The organism is Pseudomonas sp. USTB-Z, from assembly GCF_019691255.1.
In the GTDB taxonomy this organism is placed as follows: Bacteria; Pseudomonadota; Gammaproteobacteria; order Pseudomonadales; family Pseudomonadaceae; genus Aquipseudomonas; species Aquipseudomonas alloputida.
In genome coordinates this window covers 63,094-78,752 of sequence record NZ_JAECZP010000002.1, presented here as the reverse complement: position 1 = coordinate 78,752, position 15,659 = coordinate 63,094, and the positions used below count along the sequence as shown (strand labels likewise).

The following is a 15,659-nucleotide window of genomic DNA, read 5'->3' as shown; positions in this document are numbered from 1 at the left end:
AAAACGAGAATGGACCTTTCAAGCCTGCTGCTCTTCATCCCCGCCTGCTTCGCCTTGAACATGGCGCCAGGGCCCAACAACCTGTTGTCACTGCACAACGCCAGCCGTTACGGCCTGCGCACCGCCTGTGTGGCCGGCGCCGGCCGTATCCTTGCCTTCTGCGGCATGATCGCCCTGGCAGCGATGGGCCTGGCAGTGGTGTTGCATACCAGCGAATACCTGTTCCTGGCCATCAAGGTGGTGGGCGCGGCCTACCTGTTCTACATCGCCTGGCAACTGTGGCGCGCACCCGTGAGCGAGGCCGTGGTGGCAAGCGATCACCCAGGCGGCACTTGGCGCCTGGCGCGCCAGGAGTTCTGGGTTGCGGCCGGTAACCCCAAGGCCATCCTGATCTTCACCGCCTTCCTGCCGCAGTTCGTCTCGGTCGGTAGCAGCACCCCGGTGAGTGAGCAGTTCCTTTGGCTGGGTGTGTTGTTCCTGCTGCTGGAATGGGCGGCCATTGCCATCTACTCAGGCCTGGGCGCCTACATGCAGCGCTGGTTCAGCCAGCCCGGCCCACGCCGGATGTTCAACCGGGTCAGCGCTTCCTTGCTGGGTTGCGCGGGCCTCGGTCTGCTGGCTGCGCGCCGCTAGAACTGCCAGCGCACGCCCAGGTTAACGCCGCTGGCTTCCTGCTGGCGGCTGTCCAGGTTGGCGGTGTACTGCACGCCGCCATGCAGGCTCAGCGCTTCGTTGACCTGCGCGACCACACCGCTTTCCAGTTGCACTGAGGTATAGCGGTAATCGGTCTTGATCTTGTCTGCGTCATCGAAGCTCAAGGTGTCGCGCCCACCGTCGCCGTGCCACAGGTTGACCTGCGCATAGGGCTGCAACAGGCGCCCGCTGCTCCCCGTGAACGCACCCTCCAGGCGCAGGCCCAAGCGGCCGGTCAGCTCGACCTGGGCGTCATGACGGATGCGCGAGACGCCGTCGCTGGCGCTGTCCAGCGCGACCTTTTGCGCAATCAGCTGAGCTTGCGGTTCCACGCGCCAGTGCTCGGACAGGGTGATGGGGTAGCCCGATTCCAGTGAAGCTGTCCAGGCGTGGCCGTCGAGGTTCAGCGTGTCGCCACGCTCGGAGCGGGCGCGGCCATCCAGGCGGGTGTATTGCAACACCGCGTCCAGGTACGCGCCCTGTGGCCCGACCAGCGTCCAGTAGGTGCCCACGCTATCGCCATCGAGCTTCAGGTCGCCCACGCTGCGGTCGTGAACGGCCAGGGCAAACCCTTTGACGTCGGCGTCCAGGCGGCTATGGCTTACGTAGATACCAACATGCTGGCGGTAACCGTTCTCGCCAACCTTGGCATACAGGTCCTGGCCCACCTTGAAACCGTACAGGTCGCCATCCAGGCTCGGGCTGACCGTGCCGCTCCATTGCTGGCGCAGCGTGCCGCCGTAGGCTTGCCCCCAGCTGGCGGGCAGGGCGCTTTCACCCTGCAGTAACAGCTGGTCGCCCTGGCGTTGGTGGAAGGTGCCCAATGCCTGACGGGCGATGATCGCGGCACCCCGCGGCGCTGCGGCATACACCGGGACCTCGGGGCGGTACAGTGGCAGGCTTTCGCCCTGCACTGGGGCAGGCAGCTCGGCCTGGCCGGGCGCTGGCGCAGCGACGGGCGGGGTGACGGCCGGGGCGATCACTGGCGGCTCGCCCGGTGCCGGCACAGGGGCTGGGGCGGGTGGCGCAACCAGCGTCGAGCGCAGGTACCAGCTGTTTTCACTGCCGGCAGTGACGCCCCCTTTGAACAGCCGATAGTCGTAGGCTCCGGCCGATAGCCTTTGGGTCTGTACAAAGGCGGTGGCCGTGCTGGTGGCGCCGTCACGGGCTTCGACCACCTGGATGCCGTTCTGCGCCGTCGCCGCACCTGCGCCGTTGAGGTTGTTGATGAGCACCTGGGTAGAGCCGGCGATGGCGCCGCGGCTGACCACCAGGCGATCGGAAGCAGCGCCATCGCCGGCCAGCACGCTGTTCAGGCGCAGGGTGCCGTTGATGCCGGTGTAATCGCCCTCGATGCGCAAGCGGCCCATGGCATCATTGCCGGCGGTGAGGTCAAGTGTGCCTGCGTTGCTGATTGCGGCGCGCTGGCCAGGGGCAAACGCAGTGATCACCCCTTGGCGTGACGTGATGCGGCTGCTGGCGTCGAGGGCGAGGCTGCCCGTGCTGCTGTTGCTGTCGCCCATTACCAGCGTGTCATCCAGTACCAGCCGGCTGCCGTTGTTCAGCGCCACGCGCTCCCAATTCACATAGTGGGCACCGCCTGTCGGCTGGCTGGCATCGAACGTCAGGCTGTCGTTACCTTCGCCGCCGTCCAACGTGATACTCAGCACCTCGGGCGTAAGGCCTTTGAGCAGTGCCGTGTCATCACTTGGCCCGGCATCCACGCGCCCGCCAATACGGCCACCGTCCCAGGTGAAGCGGTCGTTGCCAGAGCTCAGCAACACATCGCCGCCAACCTGGCCACCGTGCACCAGCACCTGGTCGTCGCCACCGCTGACGCTGATGTTGCCGCCGATGTTGCCCTCGAAGACTTCGATGTAGTCCTTGTCGAAGGCCGCGATGACGTTCCGGTCGACGCTGCCGCCACGCATGATGAAGGTGTTCTCGTCCAGCCGCATGTTGACGTTGCCGATACGTCCGTCGTCCATTTCGGCATAGTCGCCGCTGTCGAACGTGCCCTTGATCCAGCCGCCGCTCATGTGAAAGGTGTCCAGGCCATCACCCTGGTTGAGGTTGCCTTCGATGACGCCGCCGCTCATGACGAAGTCATCGATGCCGGCGCCCTGGTTGACGTTGCCGCCGATGCTGCCAGAGCCCATGTCGATGCTGTCTGTGCCGGCGCCGAAGGTTACGTCGCCGGTAATGGCGCCGCTACCGGATGCCGGGAATACCAGGCGGTTATCGCCGCTGCTGTCCACCAACGCGGGTGCGGTGCCGCTGTCACAGGTGTAGGTGTCGTTACCCGGGCCGGGTGCGAAGGTGCAATTTGCTTGGGCGGGCGTGACCATGCCCAGCAGCGGGAGCGAACCCAGGGTCAGCATCAGGCGTAGACGCATCAGGAAAACCTCCATTCACCAGGGAAACCTGCGCACCACGCGTGGTGCACAGGGTTACCGGGGTTGTATAGAGGAGTGCGTCACGACCACAACTGGCAAAAATGTCAGGTGGCAAAGGGCTAGCGCGTTAGTCGCGGTAGAACGTTTGCACCAGGTGGTAGCCGAATTTGCTCTTGATCGGCCCGTGTACCACACGCAGAGGCTTCTTGAAGATCACCTGATCGATGGCGCCGACCATCTGCCCCGGGCGAATTTCGCCCAGGTCACCACCACGCTTGCCCGATGGGCAAAGAGAGCACTTTTTCGCGAGCACGTCGAAAGCCTCGCCGTTGGCGATGCGCTGCCTGAGCTTTTCGGCTTCGTCAGCGGTCTTGACCAGTATGTGGCGGGCTTGGGCTTTCATGGGCTACCTGTGCATCGGGGAAAAAGGCGGCATTATGCCTGATTGAATCCCGTTGAAGCGATCGCGCCCAAATGGCCGCGATGAATGTCAGCTCTTCAGCTCTGCGCGATCGCGAAACTGATCCAGCGCCTCCGGGTTGGCCAGGGCATCGGTGTTCTTCACCGGCCGCCCATGCACCACATCGCGAATCGCCAGTTCCACCAGCTTGCCACTGATGGTGCGCGGTATGTCGCTGACCTGGGCGATCACCGTCGGCACATGGCGGGGCGTGGTGTACTGGCGTATCACCTGACGGATGTGCTGGCGCAAGGCTTCATCCAGCTGCAGGCCGTCTTGCAGGCGCACGAACAGCACCACCCGCACATCCCCGTTCCAGTCCTGGCCGATGGCCACGCTTTCCACGACCTGTTCGACCTTTTCCACCTGGCGGTAGATTTCCGCCGTGCCAATGCGCACACCGCCCGGGTTGAGCACGGCGTCGGAGCGACCGTGGATCACCATGCCCCCGCTGGCACGCTGCTCGGCGTAGTCGCCTTGGGCCCACACCCCCGGAAACTGACTGAAGTAAGCATCGTGGTAACGGCGACCGTCCGGGTCGTTCCAGAAATCGAGTGGCATCGAGGGGAAGTTGCGCGTGCACACCAGCTCGCCTTTTTCGTCCACCACGGGCTGACCCTGCTCGTTCCACACCTCCACCGCCATACCCAGGCCCTTGCACTGGATTTCGCCGCGACGCACAGGCAGGGTCGGGTTGCCCAGCACGAAGCAGGAGACGATATCCGTACCGCCCGACATGGACACGAGCCACAGGTCGGCCTTGATCTTGTCGTACACATAGTCATAGCTGTGCGGTGACAGCGGCGAACCGGTGGACAGCAGCAGCCGCAGGCTGATCAGGCAGTGGCTGTTGGCAGGTTCCAGGCCTGCCTGCTCCAGTGCCGCCAGGTACTTGGCGCTGGTGCCGAAGGCGTGGATGCCCTCGGCGTCTATCAGGTCCAGAAGCCGCTCGGGGCCTGGGTGGAACGGCGAGCCGTCGTACAGCACCAGCGTGGCACCCACCGCCAGGCCGCTGGCCAGCCAGTTCCACATCATCCAGCCGCAGGTGGTGTAGTAGAACAGCACGTCATCGGCCTTCAGGTCGTTGTGCAGGCCGTGTTCCTTGAGGTGTTGCAACAGCACGCCTCCGGCGCGATGGACAATGCACTTGGGCACGCCAGTGGTGCCACTGGAATAGAGGATGTACAGCGGGTGGTCGAACGGCAGCGGGGTGAAACGGGGCTCGCCGCCGGGTTGGAAAAAGTCATCCCACAGGCTGACGTTGGCTGCCTGGAATTCGTCGGCACGCGTGCCTTTGCGGGTATGGGGCACCACGATCAGTTGCTCCAGGCCAGGCAACTGCGCACACACTTGGTTGACCTTGGTCACCTGGTCGATGGCCTTGCCAGCATACTCGTAACCGGCGCAGACGATCAGCAGCTTGGGTTCGATCTGGCCGAAGCGGTCGATGATGCCGTGCACGCCAAACTCGGGCGAAGAGGTAGACCAGACCGCGCCAAGGCTGGTGCAGGCGAGCATGGCCACCAGTGTTTGCCAGGTATTGGGCATGATGGCAGCTACCCGGTCGCCCGGGACGATACCTGCAGCCTTGAATGCCGTTTGCAGCCCGGCCACCTGTGCGGCCAGTTCGGCATGGGTGAACACTTCGCGTTGGCCGTCTTCGCGCACGGCGACCACAGCCGGGCGGTCGTCGCGGCGGCGCAGCAGGTGTTCGGCAAAGTTCAGGGTGGCATTGGCGAACCACTGTGCATCGGGCATTTGCGGCCCTTCGCTGAGCACCTGGCTGGGCGGCGTATGCCAATGAACGTGGAAATACTCGGCAAGGGTTTGCCAGAAGGCGGGGCGCTGTTCGATGCTCCAGCCGTGCAGGGCCTGGTAGTCGTTGAGTTGCAGGTTGTAGCGCAGGTTGACCCGGCGGCGGAAGGCATCCATCCGGCTGGCCTCGATCTGCGTTGTGGACGGGCGCCAGAGCACATCGTTCATGCCGAATCTCCTTTACCGGAACAAAGCAGGCTCAGGGCAGGATCAGCCCTGTGTTGCGAAGAGGCTGACCCTGCAGAGAAAGCGGTCCTGCTTACTCTACTTTAGCCTTCTGCACATCCTGCGATGCCGACCACACGCGGTAACGCACTTCGACATCCTTGGGCACATACACCACCACCGGCAGCTTGCTGTTGTAGCGCAGCAGGAAGCCATCGCCGACCACCGGCACGAAGGCCTCGGTCTTCTTGCCGTCCGGGCAGGCCATCAGCGTGCTGGCCGGGCCGCTGACGTTGTCCAGGCGGTAGTAATTGTAGCCCCAGCCTTCCAGGGTGCGTGCTTCCAGGTTGCCGCCCAGGCGCTGACGATTGCAGTCGACCTGCAGCGTCTTGCCAGCCAGGATTTCCAGTTTATAGGCCGACTCGTCGGCCTGGGCCGGCAGGTGGATAACCTGCCGGGTGAAGCCTTTTTCCGCCTCGGGGTAGGGCGCGATGTCCTTCAGGCTGGCGGCCATCGCAGGTGCGGCGGCGGCCAGGCTCAGGGCCAGAATCGCGGTCATCGGGGTAGGGCGCATAAGGCCTCCTTGCTGATAAACGAATGCGGGACCGTTGCCAGGCCCAGGCCGCCCGTCACTGGGCCAACCAGCCACCATCGACGTTCCAGGCGGCGCCGCGAACCTGGCTACCGGCCTCGCTGCACAGGAAGAGTACCAGCTCACCGAGGTGTTCGGGGGTGACGAAGGCCAGCGATGGTTGTTTTTCTGCCAGCAGATCGTGCTGCGCTTGCAGCCGATCTCCACCTTGGGCCGCACGATCTTCGATCTGCTTTTGCACCAGCGGTGTCAGCACCCAGCCCGGGCAAATGGCATTGCAGGTGACATGACTGGTGGCGGTTTCCAGGCCGACCACCTTGGTCAGGCCGACCACACCATGCTTGGCTGCCACGTAGGCTGCCTTGCCCATCGAGCCGACCAGGCCATGCACCGAAGCAATATTGATGATGCGCCCCCAGTTGCGCGTGCGCATGCCCGGCAGCGCCAGGCGTGTGCCATGGAATACGGCCGACAGGTTCAGGGCGATGATCTTGTCCCAGCTTTCTGGCGGGAACTGCTCAACCGGTGCCACATGCTGGATACCGGCGTTGTTGACCAGAATGTCGACGCCGCCGAACTCACGTTCGGCCAGGTTGAACAAGGCCTCGATCTGGATCACATCCGACAGGTCGGCCGGGTGATGCACAACCTTCACCCCGTGCCGGGCCATTTCCGCCATGGCGGGGCCCGGGTCGCCAAAGCCGTTGAGCACGATGTTGGCGCCAGCCCGGGCCAATACCTGGGCGATGCCCAGGCCAATGCCGCTGGTGGAACCGGTGACGAGTGCAGTTTTGCCTTCAAGGGTCATGCCATGCTCCTTAGACGATGCCAGTGGCGTAGAACGTGGCGATCACCACGAACACCGCCAGGGTCTTGATCAGGGTAATACCAAAAATGTCCTTGTAGGCCTCGCGGTGGGTGAGGCCGGTCACCGCCAGCAAGGTGATCACCGCGCCATTGTGCGGCAGGGTGTCCATGCCGCCGCTGGCCATGGCGGCTACCCGGTGTAGCACTTCCAGCGGGATGTCGGCCGCGTGGGCGGCGGCAATGAAGGTGTCGCCCATGGCCGCCAGGGCGATGCTCATGCCGCCCGAAGCGGAGCCAGTGATGCCGGCCAGCAAGGTCACGGTGATGGCTTCGTTCGCCAAGGGGTTGGGGATGCCGCGCAGGGCATCGGCCAGCACCAGAAAACCCGGCAGCGAGGCGATAACCGCGCCAAAGCCGTATTCCGAGGCGGTGTTCATGGCTGCCAGCAAGGCACCACCCACCGCGCTTTTGGTGCCTTCGGCCAGGCGTGTACGAATGGCGCCAAAGGCGCACACCAGGACCATCAGGATGCCCACCAACAACGCGGCCTGCACAGCCCAGATGGCCGTCAGCTTGGCCACGTCGCTTTGTACCGGTGCGCTCATGCCTGGCAATTGCAGGCTGTGACTGGGGCCGTACCATTGTGGTATCCAGTGGGTGAACACCAGGTTCATCACCCCCACCAGTATCAGCGGCGACAGCGCCAGCCAGGGGTTGGGCAGGCTCAGGTCGGCAGCGGTTTCCGGTTCGTTGCGCAAGTCGGTGCCATAACCTTCACCGGCGCGCAGGGCCTTGTTGCGCTGGCGCTGCAGGTAGGCCATGCCGGTAAAGAACACGAACAGCGTGCCGATCAGGCCCAGCCACGGTGCGGCCCAGGCGGTGGTGTTGAAGAAGGTGCTGGGGATGATGTTCTGGATTTGTGGGGTGCCGGGCAGGGCGTCCATGGTGAACGAGAATGCGCCCAGGGCGATGGTGGCCGGGATCAGGCGTTTGGGGATGTTGCTCTGACGGAACATTTCGGCGGCGAACGGGTACACCGCGAACACCACCACGAACAGCGAAACACCGCCGTAAGTGAGCAGGGCACAGACCAGTACGATGACCAGCATCGCCTGGCGGGTGCCGAGCAGGCGGATGGCCGCGGCGACGATCGAGCGGGAGAAGCCGGACAGCTCGATCAGCTTGCCGAACACCGCGCCTAGCAGGAACACCGGGAAGTACAGTTTGATGAAACTGACCATTTTCTCCATGAACACCCCCGTGAACGCAGGGGCGACGGCAGCAGGCTCGGTGAGCAGCACAGCGCCGAGGGCGGCAATGGGGGCGAAGAGGATTACGCTGTAACCGCGGTAGGCGGCCAGCATCAGCAAGGCCAAAGCAGCGAGTGCGATGAGCACGGTCATCGGGGTGGGTCTCCTGGGTGAGTCTTGTTTTTATCGTTGAGCAGGAGATAGCGGGAATCGTGCCAACTATGTAACTGGCTGATTTGTAAGGGTTAAAGGGTTTTGTTAGAAGTCTGTGTCTACCTTCAGAGACGCCAGGGGCTGCATTGCAGCCCATCGCTGGCTTGCCTGTTATCGAGGACGGGCCCTCGCTGTAATCTCAAACAAGAAACAAAAGTCTCCAATTAGAGACCAAGTGCCGCCATCTTCTTGTACAGCGTCGACCGGCCCAGCCCTAACGCTGCTGCTGCCTCTGGCACGTTTCCTCCCTGTTCGGCCAGCGCCCCGGCAATCAGGCCGCGTTCAAAGGCCTCGCACGCGTCACGGTAGCGCTGCCGCACGGGCGCTTCAGCCAGCGGGCTCAATGGCCCCAATGCCGCACGCAGGTCCGCCACCCCCAACCGGGGCTGATCCGCCAGCAGGGTCGCGCGCTCCAGCACATTGCGCAGCTCGCGAATGTTCCCCGGCCACGCATGCCTGGCCAGCAGTTGCTGCGCTTCAGCTTCCAGCTCGTACTGGCTGCCCAGCTCAGCCAATATGGCCTCGCACAGCGCGGGCAGGTCCTCCAGCCGTTGTCGCAACGGCGGGACTTCGATCGGCAGCACATTCAGCCGGTAATACAGGTCGGCGCGGAAGGCCCCGCGGGCCATGGCAGCCTGCAGGTCGATGGAGGTGGCGGCAATGATGCGCACATCGCTGCGCAGCATCTGGTTCGACCCGACCGGTTCGTATTCCTTTTCCTGCAACACCCGCAGCAGCTTGCTCTGCAGGGCCAGCGGCATGTCGCCGATCTCGTCGAGGAACAGCGTGCCGCCTTCGGCCAGTTGCAGCTTGCCGCTGCGGCCTTTGCGGTCGGCGCCGGTAAAGGCACCCGGTGCGGTGCCGAAGAATTCGGCTTCCAGCAACGTCTCGGGGATGGCGGCGCTGTTGATGCTGACAAAAGCTTTGTGTGCCCGTGCTGACGCTGCGTGAATGGCGTGGGCCAGCAGCTCCTTGCCGGTGCCGGTTTCGCCCAGCAGCAACACGGGCGAATCACTGCCGGCGCCACGTCGGGCGCGTCGCTTGGCTTCCAGGCTGGGCGCGCTGCTGCCTACGAACTGGGCGAAGCTGTATTTGGCCTGGCGGGCGCGCAGTTGCGAGCGGGTCGAGGCCAGTTCCTGCTGCATGCTGGCGTAGCGCTTGAGCAGCGGCGACAGGCTGCGCAGTTCGTCGAACAGGGCAAAGCCAATGGCGCCGATCAGCGCGCCCTGGTCATCGTGGATGGGCAGGCGCATGACCACCAACGGCTCGTTCGGCGTGTCGAGCATGTCCAGCAGGATGGGGCGGCCATTGCTCACCACGTCGCGCATCAGGCTGCCGGGGATCACTGTTTCGCAAGGCTGGCCGATGGCACTGGCAGCGTCGGCCAGGCCAAAGCGCCGAGCGTAGCGTTCGTTCATCCAGACGATGCGCGCCTGGCGGTCGACGATCACCGTGCCTTCGCTGGACTGTTCGATGATCTCGAACAACGAGCGGATTGCCAGTTGCCGTACCTGGGGGTAGTCCTTGAGGCTATTGCTGTCGTGCATGGGTGAACATCCTGAATCATGTATTGGCACAAGCCTGCGAAAAGGCCTGGCCTGAAAACTCATCGTCGGGGGTCAAACGCCTCACGCAAGGCATCCCCGATAAACACCAGCAGTGACAGGATCACCGCCAGCGCAAAGAACGCGGTAAAGCCCAACCACGGCGCCTCCAGGTGCTGCTTGCCCTGGGTCACCAGCTCGCCCAGCGAGGCGCTGCCCGCTGGCATGCCAAAGCCCAGAAAGTCCAGCGCGGTCAGTGTGGTGATCGCCCCGGTCAGCATGAACGGCACATAGGTCAGCGTGGCATTCATGGCATTGGGCAAGATATGCCGCACCATTACCTGACTGTCCGGTAACCCCAACGCCCGCGCAGCCTTTACATACTCCAGGTTGCGCCCACGCAGGAACTCGGCGCGCACGACGTCGACCAGGGTCAGCCAGGAGAACAGCGCCATGATCCCCAGCAGCCACCAGAAATCCGGTTCGACGAAACCGCTGAGGATGATCAACAGATACAACACTGGCAACCCCGACCATACCTCCAGCAAGCGCTGGCCGAACAGGTCGACCCAGCCCCCGTGGTAGCCTTGCAGGGCGCCCGCCGCCACGCCAATGAGCACACTGACCGCGGTCAGGGCAAAGGCGAACAGCAGCGATACCCGTGTGCCATAAAGCACCCGCGCCAGCACGTCACGGCCTTGGTCGTCGGTGCCTAGCCAGTTGCTGGCACTGGGCGGGCTGGGGGTGGGCACCTGCAGGTCGTAATTGGGTGTGTCGGCACTGAACGGGATCGGTGCGAACAGCATCCAGCCACCCTGTTCCGCGATCAGTTGGCGCACATAGGCGCTGCGGTAGTCGGGCTGAAACGGCAGTTGCCCGCCGAACTGTTGCTCGGTGTAGCGTTTGAGCGCCGGAACGTACAGCTCGCCCTTGTAGCCCAGCAGCAGTGGCTTGTCGTTGGCCACCAGTTCGGCACCAAGGCTCAGCAGCAGAAGGCCGGCAAACAACCACAGCGACACCCAGCCCAGGCGGTGGCGGCGAAAACGTTGCAGGCGACGGCGCGACAGGGGCGATAGCATCAGTGCGCCCTCGTATCGAAGTCGATGCGCGGGTCGAGCAACGTGTAAGACAGGTCACCGAGCAGGCGAATCAGCAGGCCCGCCAGGGTGAAGATGAACAGCGTGCCGAACACCACCGGGTAGTCCCGCGACACCGCCGCCTCATAGCTCATGCGGCCCAGGCCATCGAGCGAGAAGATCACCTCGATCAGCAACGAGCCGGCAAAAAACACCGTGATCAGCGCCTGTGGCAGCCCGGCCACCACCAGCAGCATGGCGTTGCGCAACACGTGGCCATACAGCACGCGGCGTTCGCTGAGGCCCTTGGCCCGGGCAGTGACCACGTATTGGCGGGAAACCTCGTCGAGGAAGGCATTCTTGGTCAACAGCGTGAGGGTGGCGAACCCACCGATCACCAGGGCCGCGACCGGCAGCACCAGGTGCCAGAAGTAATCGGCGACCTTGCCCAGCAGACTGAGCTCGTCGAAATTGTCCGAGACCAGGCCGCGCACCGGGAACCAGTTGAGCGAAGTGCCGCCGGCAAACAGGACGATCAGCAGCAGCGCGAACAGGAACGAAGGCAGGGCGTAACCGATCACGATCAACGCGCTGCTCCAGGCATCGAAGCGGCTGCCGTGGCGCATCGCCTTGCGGATGCCCAGCGGAATCGACACCAGGTAGGTGATCAGCGTGGCCCAGAAGCCCAGCGAGAGGGTGACCGGCAACTTGTCGAGAATCAGGTCGGTGACTTTGGCGCCGCGGAAGAAGCTGTTGCCAAAGTCCAGCCGGGCATATTGGCCGAGCATCAACCAAAGCCGCTCGGGGGCGGATTTGTCGAAGCCATACTGGCGCTTGATCTCTTCGATCAGTTTCGGGTCCAGGCCGCGTGTGGCCCGGGATTCGCCATGGACCACTTCAGTTCGCGCGCCGGGTGCGCCGCCACCGAGGCCCTGCAGGCGCGCCACGGCTTGCTCCACCGGCCCACCCGGCGCGGCCTGGACGATGGCGAAATTGACCAGCAGGATTGCCAGCAGCGTCGGGATGATCAGCAACAGACGGCGCAGGATATAAGCGGTCATGGCGAGGCCTTCTGGCGTTCGGCCATCTGCGCGTTGGTCAGCGGGGTAGGGCTGACCTCCCACCAGGTGTCCAGGCCCTCGTCATAGGTGGCCTGGACCTTGGGCAGGCCGAAGCGGTTCCACCAGGCGGTGGAGCTGCCTGGCGGGTAGTAGTTGGGGATCCAGTAATAATTCCATTGCAGCACGCGGTCCAGGGCATGGGCGTGGCGCAGCATGTCGGCCTGGGTGTCGGCGCGGACCAGGCCGTCGATCAGGTGGTCTACGGCCGGGTCCTGCAAAACCATCAGGTTGTTCGAGCCGGGGTCGTGAGCGGCCGCCGAACCAAAGTAGTTGTACAACTCGGCACCGGGCGACAGGGTGACCGGGTAGCCGGTGACGATCATGTCGTAATCGCGCGCCATCAGCCGGTTGACGTACTGGGCTGAGTCGACGTTGCGGATGTTCAGGGTCACGCCGATCTGGGCCAGGTTGCGCTTCCACGGCAGCAGCAGGCGTTCAAGGCCCGCCTGGCCATTGAGGAACGTGAACGCCAGCGGCGTGCCCTGGCTATTGACCAGGCGGTCGCCTTCGGGGTGCCAGCCGGCTTGTTCGAGCAGGGCCAGGGCCTGCAACTGCTGTTTACGGACGATCCCCGAGCCGTCGGTGACCGGGGCGGTGAACACCGTGGTGAACACTTCATCTGGCACTTGGCCGCGCAAGGGGGCGAGCAGCTTCAACTCGCCCGCATCCGGCAACTGGCGAGCGGCCAACGGCGTATTGGAGAACACACTTTGCTGGCGGATGTACAGGTTGCGCATCATCTGCCGGTTACTCCACTCGAAGTCCCATAACATACCCAGCGCTTGCCGCACACGGCGGTCCTTGAACTGTGGCTGGTCGAGGTTGAACACAAAACCCTGAGCCACTTGCGGTTTGGCCGGGCCCAGGTGGGCGCGCTGCAGGCGGCCGTCGTCCAGTTGCGCACCGTTGTAGCCCAAGGTGTAGGCTGTGGCGGAGAACTCACGGTTGTAGTCGTAGCCACCGCCTTTGAGTACCTGGCGCGCCACTTCGGTGTCGCCGAAGTACTCGATGCGCAGCTTGTCGAAATTGTAGCGGCCACGGCTGGCCGGCAGGTCACGCGCCCACCATGTCGGGTCGCGTTCGAAGGTGATGCTGCGGCCGTTGTCGATGCGCCCGATGCGGTATGGCCCGCTGCCAACCGGCTTGTCGAAGCCGGCACCGTTGGCAAAATCGCGCTGCTGCCAGTCGTGCTCGGGCATTACCGGCAGGCTGGCGAGGTCCAGCGCCAGGGTGCGGCCGTGCTCGGGCTTCAAGTGGAATCGCACGCTGTGCAGGCTTTCTACGGTCACGCGGGCCACGTCGGCGAACTGGGTCCGGTACTTCAGGCTGCCCTTGCTCATCAGCAGTTCGAAGGTGAAACGCACGTCTTCGGCGCGCACCGGCCTGCCATCGGCAAAGGTGGCGCGTGGGTCGATGTCGAAACGCAGCCACTCATCATTGGGGCCGCGCTCCATGCGCCGGGCGATCAGGCCGTAAACGGTATAGGGTTCATCGTAAGAGCGTACCGCCAGTGGCGCGTACAACAGACCATCGACTTCGCTGACACCGATGCCTTTGTCGATGTAGGGGAGGATATGGTCGAACTGGCCGATCTCGATGGCCGAACGGCGCAAGATGCCGCCTTTGGGGGCGTCGGGGTTTACATAGTCGAAATGCCGGAAGCTGGCGGCGTAGCGGGGGGCTTCACCGTAGACCGTGAGGGCGTGGGTGGGCGCGGCCTGGACCGTAAAGCCCATGCACGAAAATACAAGCCCCCACAATACTTGTGGGAGCGGGTTTACCCGCGAATGCGTCGGAGCAGGCAACGAGGTTGTCTGGTCTGGCCTCTTCGCGGGTAAACCCGCTCCCACAGGGGGGCTGATCACCGGGAGGGGTGAATCAGTCCTGGCGGCTGGTCACTTCCAGCAGGTGGTAGCCAAACTGGGTCTTCACCGGGCCTTGCACGGTGTTGACCGGGGCGCTGAAGACCACGGTGTCGAATTCCTTGACCATCTGGCCTGGGCCGAACGAGCCCAGGTCACCGCCCTGACGGCTGGACGGGCAGGTGGAGTTGGCTTTGGCGATTTCAGCGAAGTCGGCGCCTGCTTCGATCTGGGCTTTGAGTTCGTTGCACTTGTCTTCGCTGCTGACCAGAATGTGGCGGGCGGTTGCACGGGCCATGGGTACTGCTCCTTGGGGGTAAAAAGGCAAGCCTAGCGCACTTGTCCGGGGTATGTCTCGCCAGGCTTGCAACCATTGGCCTACAGTTTTTGTGCCGCCTCACGCAACAGGGTTTCGGTCGAGGCCCAGCCCAGGCAGCCGTCGGTAATCGACACACCGTATTTCAGTGTGCCCTTGCCCAGCGCTTGGCAGCCATCGAACAAGTGCCCTTCGATCATGACGCCGACCAGCGAACGGTCGCCGGCCAGGCGCTGCTCCAGCACATCATTGAAGACCGCTGGCTGGCGCGCCGGGTCCTTGCCGCTGTTGGCGTGGCTGCAGTCGACCATGATCCGTGCCTGCAGGCCGGCCTTGGCCAACGCCTGACGGGCCATGGCGATGCTGTTGGCATCGTGGTTCGGGCCTTTGTGGCCGCCACGCAGTACAAGGTGTGTGTCCGGGTTGCCCAAGGTCTCGATGATCGCCGGGTGGCCCTGGGCATCCATACCGAAGTGGCGGTGTGGGTGGGCCGCGCTGCGCATGGCGTCGCTGGCGATGGCGATGCCGCCGTCCGTACCGTTCTTGAAGCCGACCGGCAGCTCCAGGCCACTGACCATTTCACGGTGGATTTGGGATTCGGTGGTGCGTGCGCCGATCGCCGCCCAGGCCAACAGGTCGTCGAAGTAGCCGGCGGCCATCGGTTGCAGCAACTCGGTAGCAATCGGCAGGCCGCGTTCGATCATGTTCAGCATGAGCCCGCGGGACAAGGCGATACCCGAGTGCATGTCGTCACTGCCATCGAGGTGCGGGTCGTAGGCCAGGCCTTTCCAGCCTACTGTAGTACGCGGTTTTTCGACGTAGGCGCGCATCACCAGCAGCAGCTTGTCGTTGACTTCGCGGCCAAGGGCGGCCAGGCGGTCGGCGTATTCCAGGGCCGAGCGTGGGTCATGAATCGAGCAGGGGCCGACGATGACCAGCAGGCGCGGGTCGCGGCCTTCGAGGATGTTGCGGATGGCCTGGCGATGGGCCTGGACTTGCTGGGCCAGTTCGCTGGGCAGTGGCATCTGTTGCTTGAGCAGGTGCGGGCTGGGCAGGCGTTTGCTGACAGTGGTGTTGGCCGCTTGCGGCTGGGTCAGGGGCAGGGCGAGGCTGGAAGCGTGCATGGCGTTTTTCCCTGGGCGGACAGCGGGTTCAAGCCCGCATGGTCGGCCCTATCGAGGTGTTCGACAGATCGTTGAATTCGTATTGGCTGCTGCATTGCCACCTGTAGAAGACCGATCGGAGGCGGCTGGCTGGCCCGAACGGGATTGGCTAAATCGCCAGGCGGAGGTGTTTGCGTAGTAATAAGTGGCGTAGTTCATGAATCTGTCCTCAAGGTGAATCGGTGT

Annotated in this window: 13 protein-coding genes; 1 reads left to right on the top strand and 12 read right to left on the bottom strand. The window is 63.9% G+C overall.

Annotated elements, in window-relative coordinates; all coding sequences use genetic code 11:
- Positions 1-9: 9 nt before the first annotated feature.
- Positions 10-633, top strand: a complete 624-nt coding sequence (locus I8746_RS02275) for a LysE family translocator (RefSeq protein WP_003248288.1) — start codon at positions 10-12, stop codon at positions 631-633.
- On the opposite strand, the gene I8746_RS02270 is transcribed toward I8746_RS02275, so the two are convergent.
- The 12 genes from I8746_RS02270 to I8746_RS02215 all read right to left on the bottom strand — a co-directional run bounded on the left by I8746_RS02270 (position 630) and on the right by I8746_RS02215 (position 15,434).
- Positions 630-3,104 (bottom strand): autotransporter outer membrane beta-barrel domain-containing protein, encoded by a 2,475-nt coding sequence (locus tag I8746_RS02270; RefSeq protein WP_221100056.1) that lies wholly within the window; start codon positions 3,102-3,104, stop codon positions 630-632. The two genes, I8746_RS02275 and I8746_RS02270, sit on opposite strands and share 4 nt — an antisense overlap.
- 112 nt (positions 3,105-3,216) lie before the next feature.
- A complete protein-coding gene (locus I8746_RS02265) occupies positions 3,217-3,492 on the bottom strand; it encodes a peptidylprolyl isomerase (protein WP_003248291.1) in 276 nt (91 codons plus the stop codon).
- Positions 3,493-3,579: 87 nt separating this feature from the next.
- The gene (locus tag I8746_RS02260; RefSeq protein WP_221100046.1) at positions 3,580-5,532 is read right to left on the bottom strand and encodes an acetoacetate--CoA ligase; all 1,953 of its coding nucleotides are present in this window, start codon (positions 5,530-5,532) and stop codon (positions 3,580-3,582) included.
- A 91-nt stretch (positions 5,533-5,623) separates the two neighbouring features.
- The gene (gene eco, locus I8746_RS02255) at positions 5,624-6,103 is read right to left on the bottom strand and encodes a serine protease inhibitor ecotin (protein ID WP_012052429.1); all 480 of its coding nucleotides are present in this window, start codon (positions 6,101-6,103) and stop codon (positions 5,624-5,626) included.
- Positions 6,104-6,158: 55 nt separating this feature from the next.
- A complete protein-coding gene (gene hbdH, locus I8746_RS02250) occupies positions 6,159-6,929 on the bottom strand; it encodes a 3-hydroxybutyrate dehydrogenase (RefSeq protein WP_221100044.1) in 771 nt (256 codons plus the stop codon).
- A gap of 10 nt (positions 6,930-6,939) precedes the next feature.
- Entirely contained in the window at positions 6,940-8,331 is a 1,392-nt protein-coding gene (locus tag I8746_RS02245) for a GntP family permease (protein ID WP_221100042.1), read from the bottom strand.
- Between the two features lie 224 nt (positions 8,332-8,555).
- A complete protein-coding gene (locus I8746_RS02240) occupies positions 8,556-9,938 on the bottom strand; it encodes a sigma-54-dependent Fis family transcriptional regulator (RefSeq protein WP_014756594.1) in 1,383 nt (460 codons plus the stop codon).
- 59 nt (positions 9,939-9,997) lie between these two features.
- On the bottom strand, positions 9,998-11,014 hold the full coding sequence (locus tag I8746_RS02235; RefSeq protein ID WP_088512133.1) for an ABC transporter permease: 1,017 nt from the start codon (positions 11,012-11,014) through the stop codon (positions 9,998-10,000).
- Positions 11,014-12,072, bottom strand: coding sequence for a microcin C ABC transporter permease YejB (locus I8746_RS02230; protein WP_014860337.1), 1,059 nt, complete (start codon positions 12,070-12,072; stop codon positions 11,014-11,016). Before I8746_RS02230 ends, I8746_RS02235 begins: the two co-directional genes overlap by 1 nt.
- Complete coding sequence (locus tag I8746_RS02225; protein ID WP_259674049.1) at positions 12,069-13,868, bottom strand: extracellular solute-binding protein; 1,800 nt, start codon at positions 13,866-13,868, stop codon at positions 12,069-12,071. Before I8746_RS02225 ends, I8746_RS02230 begins: the two co-directional genes overlap by 4 nt.
- Before the next feature lie 142 nt (positions 13,869-14,010).
- The gene (locus I8746_RS02220) at positions 14,011-14,292 is read right to left on the bottom strand and encodes a peptidylprolyl isomerase (protein WP_003248318.1); all 282 of its coding nucleotides are present in this window, start codon (positions 14,290-14,292) and stop codon (positions 14,011-14,013) included.
- Positions 14,293-14,372: 80 nt separating this feature from the next.
- A complete protein-coding gene (locus I8746_RS02215; RefSeq protein WP_003248320.1) occupies positions 14,373-15,434 on the bottom strand; it encodes a 3-deoxy-7-phosphoheptulonate synthase in 1,062 nt (353 codons plus the stop codon).
- Positions 15,435-15,659 lie beyond the last annotated feature (225 nt).